Origin of the sequence: Muriventricola aceti, assembly GCF_025567565.1 — a bacterium.
Taxonomy (GTDB): Bacteria; Bacillota; Clostridia; order Oscillospirales; family Oscillospiraceae; genus Lawsonibacter; species Lawsonibacter aceti.
Window position 1 is genome coordinate 69,267 of record NZ_JAOQKF010000004.1, and the last position, 21,422, is coordinate 90,688.

Sequence of the window (21,422 nt, forward strand, 5' to 3'; positions counted from 1 at the left end):
TCGAGGTGATCTTATGGACCCTATTCTGGTCCGTTATCAGGCCCTTGAGGACAAGGTGGCCTCCTATACCCCAAATCTGGATACCAAGCGGCTGTTCGACGCCTTCACCTATGCCGACGCTGCCCATAAGGGCCAACTGCGCAAGAGCGGAGAGCCCTATATCATCCATCCCCTGGCTGTGGCGGAGATCGTCGCCGACCTGGGGCTGGACGTGGACTCCGTCATCGCCGCTATGCTCCACGACTGCATCGAAGACACCGCCTCCACTCATGAGGAGATCGCCAAAAAATTCGGCGCCTCTGTGGCCGAGCTGGTGGAGGGCGTCACCAAGCTGACCAAGATGCAGTTCGTCACCAAGGAAGAGGAGCAGATGGAAAATCTGCGCAAGATGCTCATGGCCATGAGCCGTGATATCCGAGTCATCCTCATCAAGGTGTGTGACCGGCTGCACAATATGCGCACCATGGAGTACCAGTCCCCCAAAAAGCAGCGGGAAAAATCCTTGGAAACCATGGAGATCTATGCTCCCATCGCCCACCGCTTAGGTATGCAGAAGCTGAAGTGGGAGCTGGAGGACCTTTCTCTGCGCTATCTGGACCCCATTGGCTATAAGGAGATCGAGGACGAGCTGGCCCGCCGCTCCTCCGCCCATGAGGAGTTTATGACCTCCATCCAGCATAAGATCCAGCAGCGGCTGGCCCAGGACGGCATCCACTGCACCGTCTACGGCCGGGTAAAGCACATCTACTCCATTTACCGCAAGATGTTCGCTCAGAATAAGACCTTGGACGAGATCTTCGACCTGTACGCCTTCCGGGTCATCGTGGACGACATTCCGGAGTGCTACAACGTGCTTGGCTGCATCCACGATATGTTCAAGCCGGTGCTGGGGCGGTTCAAGGACTATATCGGCACCCCCAAGCCCAATATGTACCAGTCCCTCCACACCACCGTCATCGGCCGGGAGGGCATCCCCTTTGAGGTACAGATCCGCACCTGGGAGATGCACCAGACCGCCGAGTACGGCATCGCCGCCCACTGGAAGTACAAACAGGGGATGGCCAACCAAAAGCTGGGGACAGAGAAGGACTTTGAGTGGGTGCGCAAGTTGCTGGAGAGCCAGCAGGATACCGACGCTGAGGAGTTCGTCCGCACCCTGAAGGTGGATATGTTCGCCGACGAGGTGTTCGTCTTTACCCCCAACGGCGATGTCATCAACCTGCCCAACGGGGCCACCCCCATTGACTTCGCCTATAACATCCACTCCGCTGTGGGCAACCACATGGTGGGCGCCCGGGTCAACGGCCGGATGGTCACCTATGAAACGCCTCTGAAAAACGGCGACATCGTGGAGATCATGACCTCCAAATCCGCCAAAGGCCCCAGCCGGGACTGGTTGAAGATCTGCAAATCCAACGAGGCCCGGAACAAGATCCGCCAGTGGTTCAAAAAGGAGCGGCGGGAAGAAAATATCGCCACTGGCCGCGCTGCCTTCGAGGCAGAGCTAAAGCATGTAAAGATCCCCCTGTCCGCCATCACTGGGGAGGAGGTGCTGCCTCACATCCTCCACAAAGTGCGCTTTGGCACTCTGGACGAGCTGTACGCCTCCATCGGCTATGGCGGCACCACTGCGGTCAAGGCGGTGGCGCGGGTGAAGGACGAGCTGCTTCGGCTGGGCCGGCTCCAGGCGGAGAAGGCGGCGGCCTCCTCCAAGAGTCTGGAGGAGAGCGTGATCGTCCCCGGAACCGGCGCAGCCCCCGCCGCAGGCCAGGTCAAGCCCAAGCGCTCTGACTCCGGTATTGTGGTGGAGGGGCTGGGCAACTGTCTGGTCAAATTTGCCAAGTGCTGCACCCCCGTGCCAGGCGACCCAGTCATTGGCTTTATCACCCGCGGCTACGGTGTGTCCGTCCACCGGGCGGACTGTCCCAACGCCTCCCCCGACAAGCGCCGGCCAGAGGAAGCGGACCGCTGGGTCAAGGTGTCCTGGGTGGAGAGCGACCTTCCCAATTATAAAACAGCGTTGGAATTGGCCTCTAAGGACCGGGACGGCCTGACACTGGATGTGGCCATGGCCCTGTCCGCCGCCAAGGTGAAGGTGACCGCTCTGTCCGCCCGCTCCCAGCCGGACGGACACGCCACAGTCAACATCGTGGTGGAGGTCAAGGACAAGGCGGAACTGAGCGCCGTCATCAACAAGCTGAACAACATCCAGGGGGTCTATTATGTGGCCCGGTCTTCCGGGAAATAACGGGAGGGGTATGCTATGATTATCGAGCCTTTGGGGTATGTTTTTGTCTATACCTGGTTCATCTGGGCGCCGGTATTCGTCTATAATTTGATTGCCGCTATCAAATATGCCTGCCAGCCCCCCTCAAAGGAGCAGGAAAAAAAGAGCAGTCAAGCCTCCGCCTGGGCTGCCGTCTCCTTTAGCGTTATCGTGGGCGGCTTTATCTGCATATTCCAGTGGGTATCATGATCCCCATTTCGAAAAAGCGGGCATGCTCCGCTATCTCACCACGAAAGGATGTATCCAAGCTATGCGCGCAGTCGTCACAAGAGTTTCCTCCGCCTCTGTCACCATCGGCGGAGCGGTGGAGGGGACCATTGACCGGGGCTTCCTGATCCTGCTGGGGGTGGGCCCCAGCGACACCCCGGCGGTCTGTGATAAGCTGGCAGAAAAGATCTGCAACCTGCGGGTTTTCGAGGACGAAAACGGCAAAATGAATCTGGATCTGTCTCAGGTTGGCGGCTCTCTGCTGGTGGTGTCCCAATTTACTCTGTATGCCGACACCAAGAGCCGCCGCCCCGGCTTTAGCGGGGCGGCCAAGCCTGACCTTGCCGTCCCACTGTACGAGCGGTTTATCGACCAGTGCCGGGCCAGGGGATTTCAGGTGGCCCACGGCCGATTTGGAGCGGATATGCAGGTGGCCTCTGTTAACGACGGGCCGGTCACCATTTTATACGATTTATACGATACAGACCAGTAAGAGGAAAGCCAAAAGTATGAAGCGCGGAGATACCATATCCGGCCGCGCTGGGCGGGCTGTTCGCCTTCGGCCACCCCCACTGTCTACTTTTAACTCTCCACGTTCAACCTAAAGGGGTGTTTTCATGAAAGTCAAAGTCATGCAGGTCGGTCCCATCGGCACAAACTGTTATATTTTAGAGGACGAAGCCACCAACAAGGCCGCCGTTATCGACCCCGGCGACGAGGGGGACCGCATCCTGTCTGTTCTAAAAGAGGACGGGGTACAGGTGGAGTATATCCTCCTGACACACGGCCACTACGACCACACTACCGCTGTTCCCGACCTGATCCGGGCCCTGCCCCAGGCGGAGGTCTATATCCACCAGGCGGACGCCAACGGGGCTGGAAGCCAGCTCTTTCCCCTGGCCGGGCAGGTAGCGGACTTGAAATACTACACCGAGGGGGATACCCTCACTCTGGGCTCTCTCACTATCCAGGTCCTCCACACCCCAGGCCACTCCAAGGGCTCCGTCACCCTCCAGGTCGGGGATGTGCTGTTTACCGGGGACACCCTGTTCTGCGGCTCCTGCGGCCGCACCGACCTGCGGGGGGGCAGCTATGAAGAGATCATGTCCTCTCTAAACCGCCTGGGCCAGTTGGAAGGGGACTTCCACGTCTGCCCCGGCCATGACCGGACCTCCACGCTGGAGCGGGAGCGGCAGTACAACCCCTTCCTCCGGGAAGCCATGGGGCAATGAGGAGACTATCTTATGAAATTGGTTCTGAACGGGCATGATGAGCGGTATGTTGTAGAGCAGGGAATGCTCAATCTCTTTCCCGGCGAGCGTCCCGTCTATGAGCCCATCGGCCCTGGGGATGACAGCTGGGCCGTTGTCACCCTCCGGGAAGATGACCGCTGCCATGTCACCGTAGAGCTGTGCTTCCGCGGCAAGTCCCTGCCCTATTCCCTGGATGTTCCCCTGGTCGGCGACGAGTTCCAGCGGGAGGGCATCCGCCGCCGGGCCATCGGCAAGTGCTTTTTTCTGGCCGCCCGTGCGCTCACCGGCCATACGCCTCCCTGGGGGATGCTTACCGGTGTCCGTCCGGTGAAACTGCCCACCCGCGCCCTGCTGTCCGGGGCCACACCCCTTCAGGCCAAGCAGGAGCTAAGGGAGGAATACTATGTCTCTCCCGACCGGGCCGCGCTGGCGGTGGACTGCGCCCAGGCCAGCATCGCCGCCCAGCGGTCGCTGAAGGAAGGGGAGGTATCCCTGTACCTCGGCATCCCCTTTTGCCCCACCCGGTGCGCCTACTGCTCCTTTGTATCCGCCGACGTGGGCCGGACATTAACATTGGTGGAGCCCTATGTGGACGCCCTGCTGAAAGAAATCGATGGGACGGCCCGTGTACTGACGGAGAGTGGCAGGACCATCCGCTCCTTCTACATGGGGGGCGGCACCCCGACTACCCTAAGCGCCCGGCAGCTGGACCGGGTCCTGACCCGCTGTGAGCAGGTCCTCCCTCTGGAGGGATGCACCGAACTTACGGTGGAGGCGGGCCGGCCGGACACGATCAACCGGGAAAAGCTGGAGGTGCTCCGGGCCCACGGTGTCGGCCGCGTCTCCATCAACCCCCAGACGCTAGAGGACCATGTGCTGGAGGCCATTGGCAGAAAGCACTCCTCGGGGGATATTCAGACTGCCTACGACCTGGCCCGCAAGGTGGGCTTCGACTGCATCAACATGGACCTGATCGCCGGCCTGCCTCTGGACTCCCTGGGCGGCTTTCGCCGCTCTCTGGATGGGGTGCTGGCCATGGGGCCGGAGAATATCACCGTCCACACCCTGGCCATGAAGAAGGGCTCCACTTTGATCCAGAGGAAAGGCGCCCTTCCCGGCGGGGAGGAGGTGGCCCAAATGCTGGACTACTCCCGCACGACCCTGTCCGGCGGCTATCTTCCCTACTACCTCTATCGGCAGAAGTACATGTCCGGCTCTCTGGAGAATGTGGGCTGGGCAAGGCCGGGCACGGAGAGCTTGTACAACATCGTCATGATGGAGGAGCTCCACACTGTCATCTCTCTGGGGGCGGGCGGCGTTACCAAGCTCATCGATCCCCAGAGCGGCCGGCTCCTCCGGCTGTCCAACCCGAAGTATCCCCAGGACTACCTGTCCGCCGGGGAAAAGTTGGCGGAGCAGCAGAGGGAGATGCTGGCGTTTTTCCGCTGACCATCTATACCGCTGGGCAGCCTGCCCAAGGGAAAGGAGTTCCAAATGGCTTATCAACTGCAGGAGATCAACCGGCGCATTCAGACTGACGTGACCGCCTTCCTGACCGAGTGCGACGAAAATTACGCCCAACGGGTGTCCTTGGCGGCAGACAAGATCCTGGGCAATCTGGAGCACAGCCCCATCGTGCTTTTGTCCGGGCCCTCCGGGTCCGGCAAGACCACCACTGCCCTGAAGATCGCCGAGGAGCTGCGGCGCCGCGGAGTCAACTGTCACGCGGTGGCCATGGACAACTACTTCAAGACCATGAACAAAAAAGCCGCCCCCCGCACCCCGGAGGGAGACATCGACTATGAGTCCCCCCTGTGCCTGGACATGGAACTGCTGGATGAGCACTTTGCCGCCCTGTCCCGTGGAGAGGAGATCCTCATTCCCAAGTTCGAGTTTGCCCGCCAGATGCGCAACGACTCCCTGGGCCTCCCCCTTCGGCTGGAGAAGAACGAGATTGCCATTTTCGAGGGCATCCACGCCCTGAATGACGACATCGCCGGCCGCCACCCAGAGGCCACCAAGCTCTATATCTCCGCCCGGTCCAACGTGAACGAGGGGGCCGTCCTCCGCTTCAAGGGCACCTGGATGCGGCTGACCCGCCGGGCGGTCCGGGACTACAACTTCCGGGGCACCGGGGTAGCCGAAACTCTGGAGATGTGGGCCAATGTCCGCCGGGGAGAGAAGCTGTATATCTCCCCCTTTAAGGGCCGGGCGGATATCATCTTTGACTCCTCCCTCCCCTATGAAGTGCCGGTCATGAAAAATTACGCCATCCCCATCCTCCGCTCTGTCCCCCAAGAGAACGAGCGCCATGACGAGATGCTCCAGCTGGTGGACGCCTTTCAGCATTTCGAGGCCATTGACCCGGCCCTGGTGCCCAAGGACTCCCTGCTGCGGGAGTTCATCGGCGGTGGGAGCTACCAGTATCACTGACCTATCAAATCCATGGCGCTGTCTTGCGCGGGGAGGGGCAAAGTTTCCAGCCCCCGGCCCTGACTTCTCTTTCCGCAGTGGGCTCCAGCAAAGCTTTTATCCTATTTCCGGAGTGATCGACTTGACCGACCAGCCTATCTATAACTCCCGGGACTCCCGGTACAAGACGCCCTACGGGGCGGTCCCCTCCGGGACACAGGTCCGGTTCACCCTCCGCCCTGGAAGGGTGGAGGGCTTCTCCCGCGCCACCCTCTCCGCCCGCTTTGAAAGTCGTGGGGATCAAATCGAGTCCCTCCCGATGCTCTGGAGCGGTCTGGAGCTGGATCGGGACCTGTTTCAGGGCAGCCTGGACACTGGGGACTATGTGGGGCTGGTGTGGTACTCCTTCCTGCTGGAGCGGCTGGATGGAGGCCGCCAGGAACTGGGCCCCTATCAACTCACCGTCTATCAGGCGGAGGAGGTCCCCTCCTGGTTTGGAGAGGGGATGACCTATCAGATCTTTCCGGACCGCTTTCTCCGCTCCCGTGTCCCCGATCCCGCCGGGATGGTAGGAGGACGCTGGGTCCACCAGGATTGGGAGGAACTGCCTGAGTGGCGGCCTGACCAGCGTGGAGAGATCCGGAACCGGGACTTTTTCGGCGGCGACCTGCTGGGCGTCATGGAAAAGCTGGACTATCTGAAGGGCCTTGGAGTGGAGACCCTCTATTTTAACCCCATCTTTGAGGCATCGGAGAACCATCGTTACGGCACCGCCGACTACGACAAGATCGACCCCATGCTGGGCAGCAATCAGGACTTCTCCCGGCTGTGCGACGAGGCCCACAGGCGGGGGATGCGGGTGATGCTGGACGGGGTGTTCAACCACACCGGCTATGTCAGCCGCTACTTCAACGGGGACGGCTTCTATCCCGACGTGGGGGCCAGCCAGAGCTGGGACTCCCCCTACCGCCCCTGGTTCAATTTCATCCAGTGGCCCAAGAAGTACGAGAGCTGGTGGGGCATTTACTCCCTGCCCGCCGTCAACGAGAGCTGTCCCTCCTACCGGGACTTTATCTTCGCCGGGGAGAACAGTGTGGTCCGCCGGTGGCTCCGGGCCGGAGCGGACGGCTGGCGGCTGGATGTGGCCGACGAGCTGCCCGACGACTTCGTAGCGGGCATCCACCAGGCCGCCCGGGCAGAGAAGCCCGACGCCCTGGTCATCGGCGAGGTGTGGGAGGACGGCTCCACCAAAGTAGCTTACGGAGTACGGCGCAAGCACATTCTGGGCGGCCACTGTGACGGGCTGATGAACTACCCCCTGCGCAACGCGATCCTTGCCTTTTTCCGCGGCGGCGGAGGAGAGCACTTCGTATCGGCCATGGAGACCATTCGGGAGAATTATCCCCCCTCCGCCTTCTACTCCGCCATGAACTCCCTGGGCACCCACGACACCCCCCGCATCCTCACCCTGCTGGGGGCAGGAGGGGAGTACCGGGATCAGTCCAGAGACTGGCGGGCCCACTTCCGTTTGTCCCCTAAACAGAGGCGGCGGGGCAAGGACCTGCTCCGGGCGGCGGCCCTTCTGCTGTTCTGCTTTCCCGGCTCCCCTACCGTGTACTACGGAGACGAGGCAGGGATGGAAGGCTTTGAGGACCCCTTCAACCGCCAGACCTACCCCTGGGGCCGCGAGGACCGGGAGCTGGTGGACTGGTTTCGGGCTCTGGGCGCCCTGCGCCGGGACCACCCCGCCCTTCGACGGGGGGACATCCGGTATGTGGCCGGCCAGGGGCCTCTGCTGGCCTTCACCCGGTCGGCGGCAGGGGAGACCATCCTGTGTGCCTGCAACGCCGGGGATGGGCCCGCCGCCATGGAGCTGGGCTTTCCCGGGGAATTGACGCCCCTGCTGGGCCGGGCCCATGTGGACCCCGGGGAGGAGGGGCCCACCCTGACTATCCCCCCTCTGTCCGGCGCGGCCTTCCTGGTCCACGAAGGCTGAAAGCCTTGAGGCCCAGGGGGGCAACCACAGATTGACAACTTGTCAGGGACGGATGGTAGACCCCATTCGTCCCTTTATGCTATGTTTCTCACAGAAAAAAGTTGGGGGCCTGCGAGCCTGCCATATTCTGAAAAGGGAGATGAGAACATGACCCTTGGCCAGCGTATTCAGGCGTTGCGAAAGCAGCACGGCCTGTCCCAAGAGGGCCTGGGGGAGAGGCTGGGTGTCTCCCGACAGGCGATCTCCCGCTGGGAGATGGACGGGGCGGTCCCCGAGGTGGACAAACTCATCGCCATGGCCAGGCTCTTTGGAGTTTCTTTGAACCAGCTTTTGGGGGTAGAGGAGCCAGAACAGCCGGTGTCGGAAGCAAAACAGGTGTCTCATGGCAGGCGTTCCCGCCTGCTGGCCGCCCTGTGCGCCCTCCTTTCCGTGGTTTTGGCAGTATCTCTGGGCTTCAATTTTTATTATCGCTACCGGGTCCTCATGATCCTGGACCCACCTCAAGCCCCGTCTGCCCCCGTTCAGCAGGTGTTGTATGCCGTCCGGCCTGACTACGAAACCATGACCTATGACTTGGCGCTCTCCCTGACGGAGAATGGCGGGCTTAGGGGCTATGACACCCAGGTATCCCTCTTTACAGTCCTTCCGGAACAGCCATCCTACCAGGATGGGAACACCACAGTCATCCCTGCCCCCTCTTATCACCAGGAGGAATTTCCTGTCGCCTTCCGCAACAAAACGGCCACTCTGGTCCTGGAGGACCTCCCCTTCCGCTATCATAAAGCCGCCGTCATCTCCCTAACCTACTCCAAGGGGGAACTGGAGGGGACCCACGCTCTGCTGCGGCTGGAGCCCACCGGACGGGGCATTGACTGGATCATAGAGGCAGGCAGCAGTTCCTTCGGCCAACACCCTCCCGAGATCAAAGAGGAGCCGGAACTCTTAGCGCTCCAATGACCCCACCTCCCTGGTCGGCAACGATGAGCCGGCAGTGTGCTCCGCCCAGACGACACGTTGCCGCCCTACTGAGCTTCTATAAAAGACTACAATTCTCTACAAAAGTACCTATGGAAAGAGGAAAGCATCGGTTTCTTGACAAGGTCCTCCATCTAGTATAATATTTTACTGTGACGGCAAGAGTATGCGGAACTGACCCTTGCCCGTCAAGAGGAAGACGTTACTTCTGGAGGATGAAAACATTGATTGAAAAGCAACTCCCTTACAAATATAAAGTATATGAGATCATTAAGGAGGATATCCTTTCCGGGAAGTATCGGGCTGGAGAAGAACTGAACGAGCGAGAGCTGGCCGAGACTATGGGGGTCAGCCGCACCCCTGTCCGTGAAGCGATTCAGATGCTGGAACACAACGGCTGGGTGAGTATTGAAACTTACAAAGGGGCGGTCATTCGCAGCTTTGGTAGAAAATATCTGGCTGATTTAATGAAAGTCCGTACAGCTCTGGAGTTATCCGCCGTGGAAGACGCGGCCAAAAATATTACTGACGAAACTTTCGCCGCTATTGAACAGACCTATCAGCAGCAGGTCGCAGCTATGGACTCCTCAAACAATCTGGATTTCGCCCAACTTGACCGCCTCTTTCACCAGAGCATCTATGAGCTTAGTGGCAACAATACCCTAATCGACCTGTTAGGCAACTTGAACGATATGATTTTTGTCACCGCCACCAAGGCTTTGTCCGGCGCGCCTCGGCGCCAATCTACCATTCGAGAACATGCCGCAATTTTGGAGGCGCTGCGCTGCCGGAACGCGGACCAGGCAGTCCGGGCCATGAAACTCCACATGGAGCAGACTCACTGTAATGTTCAGCATAACACCTCTATAGACTGAATCTTTTTTATATGGCAGCAGACACACGGCAGGTCAAACCCCTGTCGTGTGTTTTACTTCGTATGTTGATAGTTTTATACAAAAAAGCAAATATTCTTTCGTGAAAATCTACAATCATGCAAGAAAGGCTGCGTAATTCTTGACAAAATAATGCCCTGCGTATAAAATCTATGTTGGAATTTTGAATTTGGTATACAAAATTCAAAATTACTGTTCTCAAGTTTCTCAAAAAGGAGTTATGAGATATGAAAGTCAGTCTGATCCAGATGGATATGAAGTTCGCCTCTCCTGACGAGAATTTCGCCCACGCGGAAGAGCTGATCCGTCAGGCGGCCCAGAGCCACCCAGATGTGATCACCCTGCCGGAAACCTGGAACGTAGGTTTCTTCCCCAAGGAGAACCTGGCAGAACTCAGCGACAAGGACGGCGCCCGTGTGAAGGAGACCTTCTCCCGTCTGGCCAGTGAGCTAAACGTAAACATCGTGGCCGGCTCTGTGTCGAATGTCCGGGATGGCAAGATTTATAACACCGCCTTTGTCTTTGACCGCAAGGGAACCTGCGTCGCCGAGTACGATAAGACGCACCTGTTTTCTCCCTCCGGCGAGCATGAATACTTTCAGTCCGGAGACCATACCGTCCGGTTTGAGTTGGATGGCGTCCCCTGCGGCTTAATTATCTGCTATGATGTCCGCTTCCCGGAGCTAATCCGTACCATTACCGTCCAAGGAATCGACGTATTGTTTGTCGTGGCCCAGTGGCCCTCTCTGCGCCGCTTCCATTGGCAGGCGCTGAACCAGGCACGGGCCATCGAGAACCAGTGCTTTGTAGCCTGCACCAATTCCTGCGGCACCGCTGGAGAAACCAAGAACGCCGGCTACTCCGCCGTCTACGACCCCTGGGGCGAACTGGTCGGCGGCTGCGGCCCTAATGAGATGATTCTGACCACCGACATGGATTTGAACATCATCAAGGGGATCCGCAGCAGCATCAATGTGTATAGGGACCGCCAGCCCGGTCTTTATCAAGTCAACTGACTTCATAGATACGGAGGATTGACATGAGCAAAATCAATTTTACTCTGGAGAAGGCAAATGGCAGTGAGGCTCTCGAGCTGAACTATGAGCGTGTCTTCGCCATCGGCTATGCCGGACGCAACATGGAAAAAACCATGGAGCACATCAAGGAGCTGGAGGAGCAGCTGGGTGTTCCCGCCCCCAAGCGCATCCCCACCATCTTTCAGTGTGGCAACTACACCCTGACTCAGGAGAAGGACCTGCACTTTGTGGGCGAGAAGACCTGTGGTGAGGTGGAGTACGTCATTATCATCAAAAACGGCAAGCGTTACATTGGCGTGGGCAGTGACCACACCGACCGTGCCCTGGAGAGCGCCAGCGTTCCCAAGTCCAAGCAGGCCTGTGCCAAGCCCATTGCTGTCCAGGTCTGGGACTATGAGGATATGAAGGACCATTGGGATGGCATTAAGCTGCGCTCCTATCAGACTGTGGATGGCAAAGAGATCGCCTATCAAGACGGTACTTTGGCCGACATCCTGCCCCCCGACCTCATCCTGAAGGAGCTGGACGAGCGTGTAGGCGGCATTGACAACGTGGTCATCTTCTCTGGCACCGTGCCCCTTTTGAATGGGTTTACCTTCGGCACCAATTTCCGTTATGAGATGGTGGACGAAGTTTTGAACCGCAAGATTACTTCTGACTACAACGTAATCGCTATTTCTGAGGAGGAAAGATAAATGAAAAGAATTCTGAGTTTTGCTCTGGCCGCCGCCATGACACTTTCTCTGGCCGCCTGCGGCAGCACGAACGGCGGGAGCTCCGCCGGGAACACCTCCAGCGGCGCCACCAACACCAACTCTGAGGGCAAATCCTACACCCTGAAGATCGCCACCACTGGTAACGAAGATCACCAGTCCACCATCGCCGCCCGCGCCTTTGCCGAGAAGGTCGAGGAGCTCTCCGGCGGCCAGATCAAGGGTGAGGTGTATCCCAACTCCTCCCTGGGCAGCGAGCGTGAGGCCGCTGAGGGCGTGCAGATGGGTTCTCTGGAGATGACTGTCGTGACCACTGACGGCACTCTGCCCAACTGGGTGCCTGAAACCCAGGTCCTGTCTATGCCCTACCTGTTTGAAACCAAGGAAGAGGCCTACTATGTGCTGGACAACTTCCTGCAGGACGAGTTTGCCCCTCTGTTCGAGGAGCAGGGCATCAAGCACCTGGCATTCTGTGAGCTGGGCTTCCGTCACTTCACTACCAACGGCAAGGAGATCAAGTCCGCCGCTGATCTGAAGGGCCAGTCCATCCGTGTTCAGGAGGCCACCATCTGGTTCGCTCTGGCCGACGCACTGGGCTTTATCGCCACCCCCATCGCTTTTAATGAGCTGTACACCGCTCTGCAGCAGGGCACCGTGGACGGCCAGGAAAACCCCATTGCCTCTATTGCCACCTCCGCTTTTGGTGAGGTCCAGAAGTATATGTGCATGGACGGCCACACCTATGGTGCTGAGAGCATCATTATGAACCTGGATCTGTACAACGGCATGACCCCTGAGCAGCAGGCCTGGGTGGACGAGGCTGCTGCCTATGCCAGAGATACCCAGCGCGCGGCCGTTGACGCTGTTGAGGCCGAGTACCTGCAGCAGATCAAGGACGGCGGCACCATCGTGTGCGAGGATCCTGACATCCAGTCCTTCAAGGATGCCACCGCTGATATGTACAAGCTGCCTGAGGTGGCTGAACTGGTCGATCCCTCTCTGACGGAGGCTGTCATGGCCAAGGTCGCCGAGTTCAACGCCAACAAGTAAGCCTCTCCCCGGATCTATTTCGGGAATCGGCCTGCAAGACGATGTCCGGCGCAGGCTCTGCCTGCGCCGGACGTTCCTTTGTACTAAGGGAAGGAGAAAATATGAAAGTAATTGACCAAATCGTCGACTTCCTTGCACGGCTGGTCATGGGCGTCAGCGCTATCGCCGTCTTCGGCGTTACCTTTGCCCAGGTCCTCTGCCGCTATGTTTTGAAGTCCCCCCTACCCTGGAGCCAGGATATCCTCCGCCTTGCCTTTACTTATCTAGTATTTTGGGGCGCCGCCTGGTGTGTCCGCGACAAGAACCATCTGAATGTAGACGTAATCCTTACCTCTCTGCCCAATAAGGTCCAGAAGGTAGTGGAAATAATAATTAACTTGGTTCTGTGCGGCTTCTTTGTTTTTTTGATTGTTATTGGCTATCAGTTCGCAATCGGCGGTATGCGCCAGACCACCTCTTATCTGCCCCTGCCCATGACCGCTTATTACGCAAGCATCCCCAGCGCTGCCGTGCTGATGTTGTACTACATGATCAAGAATATTATCGGCCAGTTCCGTAACTTTAATAAGGAGGAGGAAAAGAAATGATTTATATTCTGTTGCTCTTTGTTCTCTTCCTCATTGGTATTCCTATCTGCTTTTCCCTGGGGCTGGTTTCCCTGGGTGGCATCGTCGCCGGCGGTTATCCCCTTACCGTAGTCATCCAGCGCCTGTTTACCGGGGCTGACAGCACCGCACTGATCGCTATTCCTCTGTTCATCCTGGCTGGCGGTCTGATGGTACAGGGCGGCATTTCCAAGCGTATTGTCGACTTTGCCGATGCCCTGATTGGCCACCTGCCCAGCGGCCTGGCCTTGGTGAGTATTTTAGCCTGTATGTTCTTCGCCGCCATTACTGGTTCCGCCATTGCGGCTACCGCGGCAATCGGCGGAATTATGATGCCCATCATGGAGAAAAAGGGTTATGAAAACACCTTTTCCGCTCCTCTAATTGCCTGCGGCGGCTCCATCGGCCCCATCATCCCCCCCTCTATCCCTTTGCTGCTCTATGGCACCATGGCTGGCGTCAGCGTGGGCAAGCTGTTTATCGGCGGCTTCATCCCCGGCATCATCATGGGCGTTGGACTGATGATCCTCAGCTATTTCATCGGCAAGAAGCGCCACTATGTCGGCCGTGAGACCCGCGCCTCTATGAAGGAGATTCTTTCCACCGGTAAGGATGCCATTCTAGCTCTGATTATGCCCATTATTATCATTGGCGGTATCCTGTCCGGTGTCTTTACCGCCACCGAGTCCGGCGCCATTGCCTGCGCCTACGCCCTCATCCTGGGCATCTTCGTCTATCGTGAGCTGAAGCTGAAGGATCTCTTTGGCCTGTTCGTTGACTGTGCCAAGTCCACCGGCCAGGTGTTGCTGGTGGTGGCCTGCGCATCTCTGTTTACTTGGATCATCACTGTGGCCCAGGTACCTCAGATGGTTAGCTCCTTCCTGTCCGCTACCATTAGCAACAAGTATGTTCTGCTGCTGGTCATCAACATCGTATTGCTCATCGCCGGCACCTTTATCGACACCACCAGCGCCTTGGTCATCTTTACTCCCCTGTTCCTGCCCCTGGTTCAGTCCATGGGTATCGACCTGATTCACTTTGGCCTGGTTATGGCGGTAAACCTGACTATCGGTATGTGTACTCCTCCTCTGGGTGTGTGCCTATTTGTGGCTGGATCCATTGGCCGAGTCTCCTTGAAGGAGCAGATGAAGGACCTGGTGCCTATGCTGGGTGTGTTGCTCATTGTTCTGATCATCATTACCTATATCCCTGGTACGGTTACCTTACTGCCCAATCTAGTGGGTTAACCTTATAAAAACTCCCGACACGTTGTGTCGGGAGTTTTTTAATGTATTTTCTCCAAATGTCGGATGAGCACCTGGGCACATAGGCCGGTAAACAGACCGGCCGCCGCGCCGGCCATGACCAGATAGGGGAGATAGGCCAAAACCGCCCAGGTCTTCATTACTCCGGCTGCCACCAGGAGCTGGCCCAGGTTGTGAAATATGGCAGCCACAGGACAGCACAGCCAGATCTGGTCTCTGGAGAGGACCCTTCTCAGCAGGCATAGGGCCAGCCAGCACAGCAGTCCGCCTCCGGCGCTGTACAACAATGTACTCATCTGTCCGGAGAACACCGCGCCCAGGAAAACCCTGGCGGACAGCACCAGCAGGGCATCACCGGGCCCCAGGACAAACATCACATACACAGTGACAATGTTGGCCAGCCCCAGCTTCACTCCTGGAATCGGAATCGGCACGGGGATCTGGGCCTCGACCATAAAAATCGTCAGGGCGATAGCGGTAAATAGGGCCAGCAGAGTAAGCCTGCGGGCCCCCCTAGCCGGTGGCCGCGTCAAGGCCGCCACCCCCTCCTGTAATCTCGATGATAAGCTGATGGGGCAGGCAGACGATGGGTACCGTACCGTCGGATATGGCGCCCTGGTCCACACAAACCTGGTCGGGACAGTTGGCCTGACTGATCCGGATACGCCCCCGCTCCACCTGTACCGTATTTGTACCGCCCGCTCCGTCAGACAGTACAAAGGAGTAGGGCGCGGACACCTTGTCCAGCTCTATCTTTTGGAGCACCTGTCCATGCTGGGTGATAACAGCCACAGGGGCCTCGGGGCGTTCCTGCTTCAAGAACACCGCCAGGGCAGAGGCAGCTACCGCTGCCCCAAGCAGGGCCAGGATGATCTTGGTATTTTTATTCATGACAGCACCTCTACCTCCCGGTCCTCATAGCCCTGCGCCAGAGTAAAACTGTCCTTTAGCCCAGAGGTAAGGGCCAAAGAGCCGTCCTCCAGAATAAAGAGGGCCTCAAACTCCAGTTCGGGGTGATCCCGCCAAAATTGTGTCCCCCGCTCCAGTCCCATAACGAACAGAGCGGTGGACAGGCCGTCACAGGCAAGGCCGGAGGGGGATACTACTGTGACCGAGAGCAGGCCGCTTCGGGCTGGAGCAGCGGTGGCCGGATCAATAATGTGCCAGTAACGCACTCCATCCCTCTCAAAGTACCGCTGATAGCCGCCGGAGGTGCCCATGGCCTGCCCCTCCAGCTCCAGAACGCCCAGATAGCCCTCTCCCTGGGGATCCTGGATTCCAATGCGCCAGGGAGAACCATCGGGCTTGGCTCCCAGGGCCAAAATGGTGCTCTGGCCCAGGTCCAGCAGGGCGGAGGTGATGCCTCGCTCCTGGGCTAGCTTGGCCAGACGGTCAGCCGTGTATCCCTTGGCCACAGCCCCCAGATCCAATTTCATTCCATCGGGCAGGGAGGCGCCCTCCTGGTCCAGGCTCACTTGCGTATAGTCGATACGGTCACCCAACTCCTCCAGCTCCGCCTGATTGGGTACTCGGTACTCCCCGGTGGTGAAACCCCATGCCTCCACCGCGGGGTAGGCTGTGATATCCAGCGCCCCCCCGGTGAGGGCACACAGCTCCAGAGCGGCGGAGAGCAGTTGGGCCGTGTCAGGGGAGAGGTGCGCCTGTCCCGCTTCATTAAGGGCAGATATCTCGCTGTCCGGGGCGGTGGCGGACAGCAGGTCCTCCAGCTCATAGACCGCCGCCACCCCCTCCTCTAGGGCCTCCCGTCCGCTCTCTCGGTCCTGCCCGTAGTAGGTCAAGGTCATGACCGTATCCATGGCAAAGATTCGGCTCTCCTTCTCGACATCCTCCACCTGGCAGCCTGCCGGCAGAGAGAGGAGCAGCCCCAGGACCAGGGCGGCGGTCCATATGCGCGTTTTGACCACAGAGGTCCCTCCTTTTCCTTCTCCGCTCAGGCTTTACAGAACCTCACGATACATAGCCGCCGCGTCGCTTTTCCCAACATTATCGGCCACCACCAGCACCTCTACCTTGACAACGCGCTCTCCAAAGCGGAGCTCCAGGATGTCTCCTGCTTTTACATCATAGCTGGCCTTCACTGGACGGCCGTTGGCGACCACCCGGGCATTGTCACAGGCCTCATTAGCCACGGTGCGGCGTTTGATGAGGCGGGAAACCTTCAACCATTTGTCCAATCGCATAGAATGATCTCCTCTACGGAAAACGGGGACGCTGTATACAGCGTCCCCGTTCTATTTACGGAACTTACTTGGACACAGCATCCTTCAGAGCCTTGCCGGCCTTGAAAACAGGGGTCTTGGAGGCGGGGATCTGAATGGTCTCCTTGGTCAGGGGGTTGCGGCCGACGCGTTCAGCGCGGGCCTTAACCTCAAAAGATCCAAAGCCGACCAGCTGTACCTTCTCACCGTTCTTCAAAGAGTCAGTAATGGCGTCGATGGTGGCAGTAATGGCGGCCTCAGCGTCCTTCTTGGACAGCTCGGCCTTCTCAGCAACAGCAGCAATAAGTTCGGTCTTGTTCATGGTGGTTTTCTCCTCCTGTGAATTTGGGCAGCGCCAGCGCGCCGCCGCCGTGATTATACTTAAATCCCGGGGGATGTTAAGTCATCGAAGTGGAGTCGCTATCCCGCTTTGCCTGTGCCCAGAACCGCTCCAAATCAGATAGCTCCATCTGGGTCATCGGCTGCCCGGCCAGCTCTTCTGTCCGGCGGAAGCGCCGGATAAATTTTTCACAGGCCGCGTGGAGTGCCAGCTCGCTGTCCAGTCCCAGAAACCGGCCGACCTTGACTGCAGCGAACAGCAAATCGCCCAGCTCCTCCTCCACGTTGGAGCCCTGGGTCGCGGCCGTCTTCAATTCTCCCAGCTCCTCGGACAGCTTGTCCAGCGCCGGACTGATATCCGGCCAGTCGAATCCCGCCTTTTTGGCCTTGTCCTGAATTTTCTCCGCCCGCATCAGCGCTGGCAGAGAACGGGCCACACCGTCCAGAGAATCAGCGGCGGTCTTCTGTCCTTTCTCCTCCCGCTTCTGCTTCTCCCAGGCGGTAAGAGCGCCGTCCGCATCCCCGGCCTCTACAGTGCCAAAGACATGGGGGTGGCGGAATACCAGCTTCTTGCAGATGCCGTCCACCACATCGTCAAAGGTAAACAGCCCCTCCTCCTGGGCCATGCGGGAATGAAACACCACCTGAAGCAGTACGTCGCCCAGCTCTTCCTTCAGGTTGGCTGTGTCCTGGTTATCGATGGCTTCGGCCACCTCATAGGCCTCCTCCAGCATATTGCGCCGGATGGACTGGTGGGTCTGCTCTCTGTCCCAGGGGCACCCCTCCGGAGCGCGGAGCAGCTCCATGATGCGGAGAAGGTCCTCCATGGAATAGTGGTCCATACACTGAAAATTTACCACAATTTCGCTTCCTTATCAAGTCATTTTATATATTTTCAAGTTTTTCAGGAAAAATACCTAAAATCTTTGAAATAATGCCACATTATGGAATTTGCGCTTACAGCCGGAGCAACCGGGCCAGCTTATCCCCCTTGGGCATCAGGGACAGGTCCTCCCGTGAGATGGCCCGCAGGGCCACCACCAGCACCAGATAGACCACCATAGCCACTCCGATAGCCGCCAAGGTGGCCACAGCGTTGCCCATCCTGCTGAGGACCGCCTCCGTCCCCCCCTCGGGGACCGCACTGAGCAACCGGGCCAGCACACGGTAGACTACCCATGCGGCTCCGCCCATCAGAGCGGAAGCTGCCAGCGGTTTAACAAAAATAGGCAGATACCGGGGCCTCTTGGGGATGACCCGGGAAATAATAAGCAAGTCCAGCGCCAGGCATAGGCCGAAGCACAGAATATTACCCGCCGGTGCGCCGAAGATACCGACTTCGGGCCGGACCACCAGGTTATAGTTGGTCACGATCTTCAGCACCCCACCCAGCACCATGACCAACACGGGCAGGTTGACAAACCCATGGGCCTGGAGGATGGAGTTGCACACCAGCATCATACACACAAAGACAGTAGCCAGGCCCAGAGTGGACAGCAGGGGACCAGCCAGATCCGGGTTGAGCTTGGTAAAAAGCAGCCGCATGATAGGCTGGCCCATGACGAACAGGCCCACTCCCATTGGGAAAGCCAAAAGGGCGGTGATGCGTAGAGCGGAGCCAGTGATCTTGGCGCTTCCCCGGCGGTCCCGGCGGGCCAGCGCACCAGAAACGGCTGGGATAACCGAGGCAGTGATGGCAGCCATAAGGGAAGTAGGCAAATTATAGATATTCAGCGCCCCGCCATAATTCCCGTAGAGGGTCCGGCTCACATCCTGCACCGCGTCGCTCAGGGCTTGGGCAGCGGCCGGCGGGGCCTCCAGGGCCATCTGCTGGGTCAAAGAGGCCATGTTAGCGGCGGCCCCAGCAGCCAGAGTTTCCTTCCATGTGTTCAGTGCGTTCTCCAGGGCGCCAAAGTCCACAAAGTCGGCATACAGCGCCCAACTGGCGGGGTCCTCCACCAGTGCCCGCTGAAGCTGCCCCTGGACCAGCGAGGAGTCGATGACCGTAACGATGCCCACCATAGAGGAGCTGAGGGTGATTGGAATAGCGATGCGCAGGATATCCTTCAAAATACTGCCCGCGCCGTCTGGCACATCTCGGGACAGCCGGGGCTCACGGGCCCGGCCAAAGCCGTAGCTGAGCAGCATATAGGCCAGGGCCACCACAGTACCCACCGTCACGCCGGTAATAGCGCCGGCAGCGGCCACATGGGCGGGCTGCCCCGCCTGAATCAGCCAGTAGGCCAGGGACAGGCCGATGACCAGCTTGCAAAGGGCCTCAATGATCTGGGAGATGGAGGTGGGGGCCATGTCGCTGTGTCCCTGGGAATACCCCCGGAAGGCGGCCAGACAGCCCACGCACACTACGGCGGGAGCCAGCGCCTTGATGCCGGCGGCGGCCTTGGTGTCGTTCATCATGGCGGCCAGCGTATCGGCCTTGAAATACATCACTAAAAAGGAGACCAGACCCAGGGACAAAAACAGGAGCATCGATACCCGAAAGGTCTTGCGCATCTGATTGTGGCGACCCAGGGCACTGGCCTCGCTGACCAGCTTGGACACGGCCACAGGCAGGCCGGCAGTGGAGATGGTCAGCAGGACCGCATAGATATTATAGGCGTTGGTAAAGTCGGTGTTCCCCTGCTCCCCAATGATATTGACCAGGGGGATCTTGTAGAACATACCGATGAGCTTGACCACCAGGATGCCCACAGCCAGGATGGCCGCTCCGCCAAAAAAGGTATTTTGTTTCTGACCGCTGATCCGGCGGGGGGCGGTATCTCGTTGGGACATAGGCAGCCTCCTTTATGCTGGGCACAGAGAGGGGAGAGAGCTCCGCTTTCCCACCTCTCCGTGGGTATCGCTTCATATGCCAAAGATTCGGGGCAGGGCGTAGCCCTCCACCTCGGCCCGGATCTTCTCCAGGTCCAGGGTGAAAAATTCCCCCTTCTCATATATGACCTTCCCCCTGGCCATATTCATGACCACGTTGGAACCTCGGGCAGAAAAGGCCAGGTTTTCCACCGCGTCGTGACAGGGGAACAGGTTGGGGGCGGAAAAGTCCACCAGGATCAGGTCGGCCGTCTTGCCGGGGGCGATGACTCCGGTATCCCGGCCCAGGGCCCTGGCCCCATTGACCGTGGCCATCTCCAGGGCCTGTTGGGCCGTGACCGCCTCCGGGTCCAGGCCGACTCCCTTGTGGAGAATCGCGGCCAGCTTGATCTCCTCAAACAGGTCGTGACTGTTGTTGGAGGCCACCCCGTCGGTCCCCAGGGCCACGTTGACCCCGGCCTTTAGCATCTGGGGGACTCGGGCCACGCCGGAGGCCAGCTTCAAATTGGAGACCGGGTTGTGGACGGCGGTGATGTGTTTCTGGGCCATGATGTCCATATCCTGGTCAGACACCCAGACACAGTGGGCGGCGATACCCCCCCGCTCCCACACTCCGTATTGGTCCAGGAGGGCGACGGGGGTTTTCCCATATTTCTTCCAGCAGTTCTCATGCTCTGACTGGGTCTCAGAGATGTGGACCTGCATCCCTAAGCCATGCCTTCGGGCAAAGTCAGCCGTCCACTCCCACAGTGGGGGACAGGAGGTATACTCCGCGTGAATGGATGCGTCCACTAGGATCTGCCCCTCACCGGCGCCATGCCAGGAGTCCCTCAGGATCTCTTCATTTATGCAGTCCTCACAGCGGGCAGGATCAAACTCCTCTGGTTTTCCAAAATACACTCCACCACAGGACAGATTGGCGGAGATACCCGCCTCCAGCACAGTTTTGGCGATGGCATCGGTGTACATATACATATCCGCGATACAGGTAGTGCCGCTAGCAATCATCTCGGCCAGCCCCAGAGCGGTGCCCGCGGCAACGCATCGGGCATCCAGCTTGTCCTCGGCCGGGAAGATATAGTCGTTCAGCCAGTGGTGCAGGTCGTGTCCGCCTCCGTACCCCCGCAGGAGGGCCATGGCCACATGAGTGTGGGCGTTGACCAGGCCGGGCATGAGCACCTTGCCAGTCCCGTCAATGACCCGGTCAAACTCCCCCTGGGGGCGGGCAGTGCCCACCGAGGCGATTTTTGTGCCCTCCACCGCTACAAATGCGTCTTTCAGGACCGGTTGGGCCGAGTCCATGGTCACAGCGGTGACATGTTCCAACAACAGTGACATA

22 protein-coding genes are annotated in these 21,422 nt (G+C 58.8%); 14 read left to right on the forward strand and 8 right to left on the reverse strand.

Annotated features, from left to right (window positions below; genetic code table 11):
* Nucleotides 1–13 precede the first annotated feature (13 nt).
* From OCV64_RS05665 to OCV64_RS05730, 14 genes are all read left to right on the forward strand, one after another.
* Nucleotides 14–2,248, forward strand: coding sequence for a RelA/SpoT family protein (locus OCV64_RS05665; RefSeq protein ID WP_262669523.1), 2,235 nt, complete (start codon nucleotides 14–16; stop codon nucleotides 2,246–2,248).
* Between the two features lie 15 nt (nucleotides 2,249–2,263).
* The gene (locus tag OCV64_RS05670; RefSeq protein ID WP_147572444.1) at nucleotides 2,264–2,476 is read left to right on the forward strand and encodes a hypothetical protein; all 213 of its coding nucleotides are present in this window, start codon (nucleotides 2,264–2,266) and stop codon (nucleotides 2,474–2,476) included.
* A 61-nt stretch (nucleotides 2,477–2,537) separates the two neighbouring features.
* Nucleotides 2,538–2,987: a D-aminoacyl-tRNA deacylase gene (gene dtd / locus OCV64_RS05675; protein WP_262669524.1), complete on the forward strand. Its 450-nt coding sequence runs from the start codon at nucleotides 2,538–2,540 to the stop codon at nucleotides 2,985–2,987.
* Between the two features lie 124 nt (nucleotides 2,988–3,111).
* Entirely contained in the window at nucleotides 3,112–3,726 is a 615-nt protein-coding gene (locus tag OCV64_RS05680) for an MBL fold metallo-hydrolase (protein WP_262669525.1), read from the forward strand.
* 12 nt (nucleotides 3,727–3,738) lie between these two features.
* Nucleotides 3,739–5,196, forward strand: coding sequence for a coproporphyrinogen dehydrogenase HemZ (gene hemZ / locus OCV64_RS05685; RefSeq protein ID WP_262669526.1), 1,458 nt, complete (start codon nucleotides 3,739–3,741; stop codon nucleotides 5,194–5,196).
* A gap of 45 nt (nucleotides 5,197–5,241) precedes the next feature.
* Nucleotides 5,242–6,180, forward strand: coding sequence for a uridine kinase family protein (locus OCV64_RS05690; RefSeq protein WP_262669527.1), 939 nt, complete (start codon nucleotides 5,242–5,244; stop codon nucleotides 6,178–6,180).
* Nucleotides 6,181–6,292: 112 nt separating this feature from the next.
* Nucleotides 6,293–8,155, forward strand: a complete 1,863-nt coding sequence (locus OCV64_RS05695) for a glycoside hydrolase family 13 protein (RefSeq protein ID WP_262669615.1) — start codon at nucleotides 6,293–6,295, stop codon at nucleotides 8,153–8,155.
* A 147-nt stretch (nucleotides 8,156–8,302) separates the two neighbouring features.
* Nucleotides 8,303–9,112 (forward strand): helix-turn-helix domain-containing protein, encoded by an 810-nt coding sequence (locus OCV64_RS05700; RefSeq protein WP_240286406.1) that lies wholly within the window; start codon nucleotides 8,303–8,305, stop codon nucleotides 9,110–9,112.
* Nucleotides 9,113–9,354: 242 nt separating this feature from the next.
* Nucleotides 9,355–10,005 carry a GntR family transcriptional regulator gene (locus OCV64_RS05705; RefSeq protein ID WP_240286405.1) on the forward strand — a complete coding sequence of 217 codons (651 nt, stop codon included), beginning with the start codon at nucleotides 9,355–9,357 and terminating at the stop codon, nucleotides 10,003–10,005.
* Between the two features lie 245 nt (nucleotides 10,006–10,250).
* Nucleotides 10,251–11,039 (forward strand): carbon-nitrogen family hydrolase, encoded by a 789-nt coding sequence (locus OCV64_RS05710; RefSeq protein ID WP_186852918.1) that lies wholly within the window; start codon nucleotides 10,251–10,253, stop codon nucleotides 11,037–11,039.
* Between the two features lie 23 nt (nucleotides 11,040–11,062).
* Nucleotides 11,063–11,755 (forward strand): DUF2848 family protein, encoded by a 693-nt coding sequence (locus OCV64_RS05715; RefSeq protein ID WP_186852919.1) that lies wholly within the window; start codon nucleotides 11,063–11,065, stop codon nucleotides 11,753–11,755.
* Nucleotides 11,756–12,823 carry a TRAP transporter substrate-binding protein DctP gene (gene dctP, locus OCV64_RS05720; protein WP_262669528.1) on the forward strand — a complete coding sequence of 356 codons (1,068 nt, stop codon included), beginning with the start codon at nucleotides 11,756–11,758 and terminating at the stop codon, nucleotides 12,821–12,823.
* A gap of 101 nt (nucleotides 12,824–12,924) precedes the next feature.
* A complete protein-coding gene (locus OCV64_RS05725; protein ID WP_186852921.1) occupies nucleotides 12,925–13,410 on the forward strand; it encodes a TRAP transporter small permease in 486 nt (161 codons plus the stop codon).
* Nucleotides 13,407–14,675, forward strand: coding sequence for a TRAP transporter large permease (locus tag OCV64_RS05730; RefSeq protein ID WP_262669529.1), 1,269 nt, complete (start codon nucleotides 13,407–13,409; stop codon nucleotides 14,673–14,675). The genes OCV64_RS05725 and OCV64_RS05730 overlap by 4 nt, the downstream gene beginning before the upstream one ends.
* A 38-nt stretch (nucleotides 14,676–14,713) precedes the next feature.
* On the opposite strand, the gene OCV64_RS05735 is transcribed toward OCV64_RS05730, so the two are convergent.
* The 8 genes from OCV64_RS05735 to OCV64_RS05770 all read right to left on the reverse strand — a co-directional run bounded on the left by OCV64_RS05735 (nucleotide 14,714) and on the right by OCV64_RS05770 (nucleotide 21,421).
* Nucleotides 14,714–15,226: a Gx transporter family protein gene (locus OCV64_RS05735; RefSeq protein ID WP_262669530.1), complete on the reverse strand. Its 513-nt coding sequence runs from the start codon at nucleotides 15,224–15,226 to the stop codon at nucleotides 14,714–14,716.
* Nucleotides 15,207–15,584 carry a NusG domain II-containing protein gene (locus OCV64_RS05740; protein WP_240286397.1) on the reverse strand — a complete coding sequence of 126 codons (378 nt, stop codon included), beginning with the start codon at nucleotides 15,582–15,584 and terminating at the stop codon, nucleotides 15,207–15,209. Before OCV64_RS05740 ends, OCV64_RS05735 begins: the two co-directional genes overlap by 20 nt.
* Entirely contained in the window at nucleotides 15,581–16,618 is a 1,038-nt protein-coding gene (locus OCV64_RS05745; RefSeq protein WP_262669531.1) for an FAD:protein FMN transferase, read from the reverse strand. Before OCV64_RS05745 ends, OCV64_RS05740 begins: the two co-directional genes overlap by 4 nt.
* Before the next feature lie 33 nt (nucleotides 16,619–16,651).
* Nucleotides 16,652–16,894: an RNA-binding S4 domain-containing protein gene (locus OCV64_RS05750; protein ID WP_147572461.1), complete on the reverse strand. Its 243-nt coding sequence runs from the start codon at nucleotides 16,892–16,894 to the stop codon at nucleotides 16,652–16,654.
* Nucleotides 16,895–16,958: 64 nt separating this feature from the next.
* Nucleotides 16,959–17,234: an HU family DNA-binding protein gene (locus tag OCV64_RS05755; RefSeq protein WP_147572462.1), complete on the reverse strand. Its 276-nt coding sequence runs from the start codon at nucleotides 17,232–17,234 to the stop codon at nucleotides 16,959–16,961.
* Nucleotides 17,235–17,310: 76 nt separating this feature from the next.
* Nucleotides 17,311–18,111 carry a nucleoside triphosphate pyrophosphohydrolase gene (gene mazG / locus OCV64_RS05760; RefSeq protein WP_262669532.1) on the reverse strand — a complete coding sequence of 267 codons (801 nt, stop codon included), beginning with the start codon at nucleotides 18,109–18,111 and terminating at the stop codon, nucleotides 17,311–17,313.
* Between the two features lie 97 nt (nucleotides 18,112–18,208).
* A complete protein-coding gene (locus OCV64_RS05765) occupies nucleotides 18,209–20,044 on the reverse strand; it encodes a putative polysaccharide biosynthesis protein (RefSeq protein ID WP_147572464.1) in 1,836 nt (611 codons plus the stop codon).
* 72 nt (nucleotides 20,045–20,116) lie between these two features.
* Nucleotides 20,117–21,421 (reverse strand): amidohydrolase, encoded by a 1,305-nt coding sequence (locus tag OCV64_RS05770; RefSeq protein ID WP_262669533.1) that lies wholly within the window; start codon nucleotides 21,419–21,421, stop codon nucleotides 20,117–20,119.
* Nucleotide 21,422: the final 1 nt, after the last annotated feature.

What these genes read in the sequence shown, in the direction of transcription:
- OCV64_RS05665 (WP_262669523.1), top strand. Translation starts at nt 14, where the DNA reads ATGGACCCTATTCTGGTCCGTTATCAGGCCCTTGAGGACAAGGTGGCC.
- OCV64_RS05670 (WP_147572444.1), top strand. Translation starts at nt 2,264, where the DNA reads ATGATTATCGAGCCTTTGGGGTATGTTTTTGTCTATACCTGGTTCATC.
- dtd (WP_262669524.1), top strand. Translation starts at nt 2,538, where the DNA reads ATGCGCGCAGTCGTCACAAGAGTTTCCTCCGCCTCTGTCACCATCGGC.
- OCV64_RS05680 (WP_262669525.1), top strand. Translation starts at nt 3,112, where the DNA reads ATGAAAGTCAAAGTCATGCAGGTCGGTCCCATCGGCACAAACTGTTAT.
- hemZ (WP_262669526.1), top strand. Translation starts at nt 3,739, where the DNA reads ATGAAATTGGTTCTGAACGGGCATGATGAGCGGTATGTTGTAGAGCAG.
- OCV64_RS05690 (WP_262669527.1), top strand. Translation starts at nt 5,242, where the DNA reads ATGGCTTATCAACTGCAGGAGATCAACCGGCGCATTCAGACTGACGTG.
- OCV64_RS05700 (WP_240286406.1), top strand. Translation starts at nt 8,303, where the DNA reads ATGACCCTTGGCCAGCGTATTCAGGCGTTGCGAAAGCAGCACGGCCTG.
- OCV64_RS05710 (WP_186852918.1), top strand. Translation starts at nt 10,251, where the DNA reads ATGAAAGTCAGTCTGATCCAGATGGATATGAAGTTCGCCTCTCCTGAC.
- OCV64_RS05715 (WP_186852919.1), top strand. Translation starts at nt 11,063, where the DNA reads ATGAGCAAAATCAATTTTACTCTGGAGAAGGCAAATGGCAGTGAGGCT.
- dctP (WP_262669528.1), top strand. Translation starts at nt 11,756, where the DNA reads ATGAAAAGAATTCTGAGTTTTGCTCTGGCCGCCGCCATGACACTTTCT.
- OCV64_RS05725 (WP_186852921.1), top strand. Translation starts at nt 12,925, where the DNA reads ATGAAAGTAATTGACCAAATCGTCGACTTCCTTGCACGGCTGGTCATG.
- OCV64_RS05730 (WP_262669529.1), top strand. Translation starts at nt 13,407, where the DNA reads ATGATTTATATTCTGTTGCTCTTTGTTCTCTTCCTCATTGGTATTCCT.
- OCV64_RS05740 (WP_240286397.1), bottom strand. Translation starts at nt 15,584, where the DNA reads ATGAATAAAAATACCAAGATCATCCTGGCCCTGCTTGGGGCAGCGGTA.
- OCV64_RS05750 (WP_147572461.1), bottom strand. Translation starts at nt 16,894, where the DNA reads ATGCGATTGGACAAATGGTTGAAGGTTTCCCGCCTCATCAAACGCCGC.
- OCV64_RS05755 (WP_147572462.1), bottom strand. Translation starts at nt 17,234, where the DNA reads ATGAACAAGACCGAACTTATTGCTGCTGTTGCTGAGAAGGCCGAGCTG.
- OCV64_RS05765 (WP_147572464.1), bottom strand. Translation starts at nt 20,044, where the DNA reads ATGTCCCAACGAGATACCGCCCCCCGCCGGATCAGCGGTCAGAAACAA.
- OCV64_RS05770 (WP_262669533.1), bottom strand. Translation starts at nt 21,421, where the DNA reads ATGTCACTGTTGTTGGAACATGTCACCGCTGTGACCATGGACTCGGCC.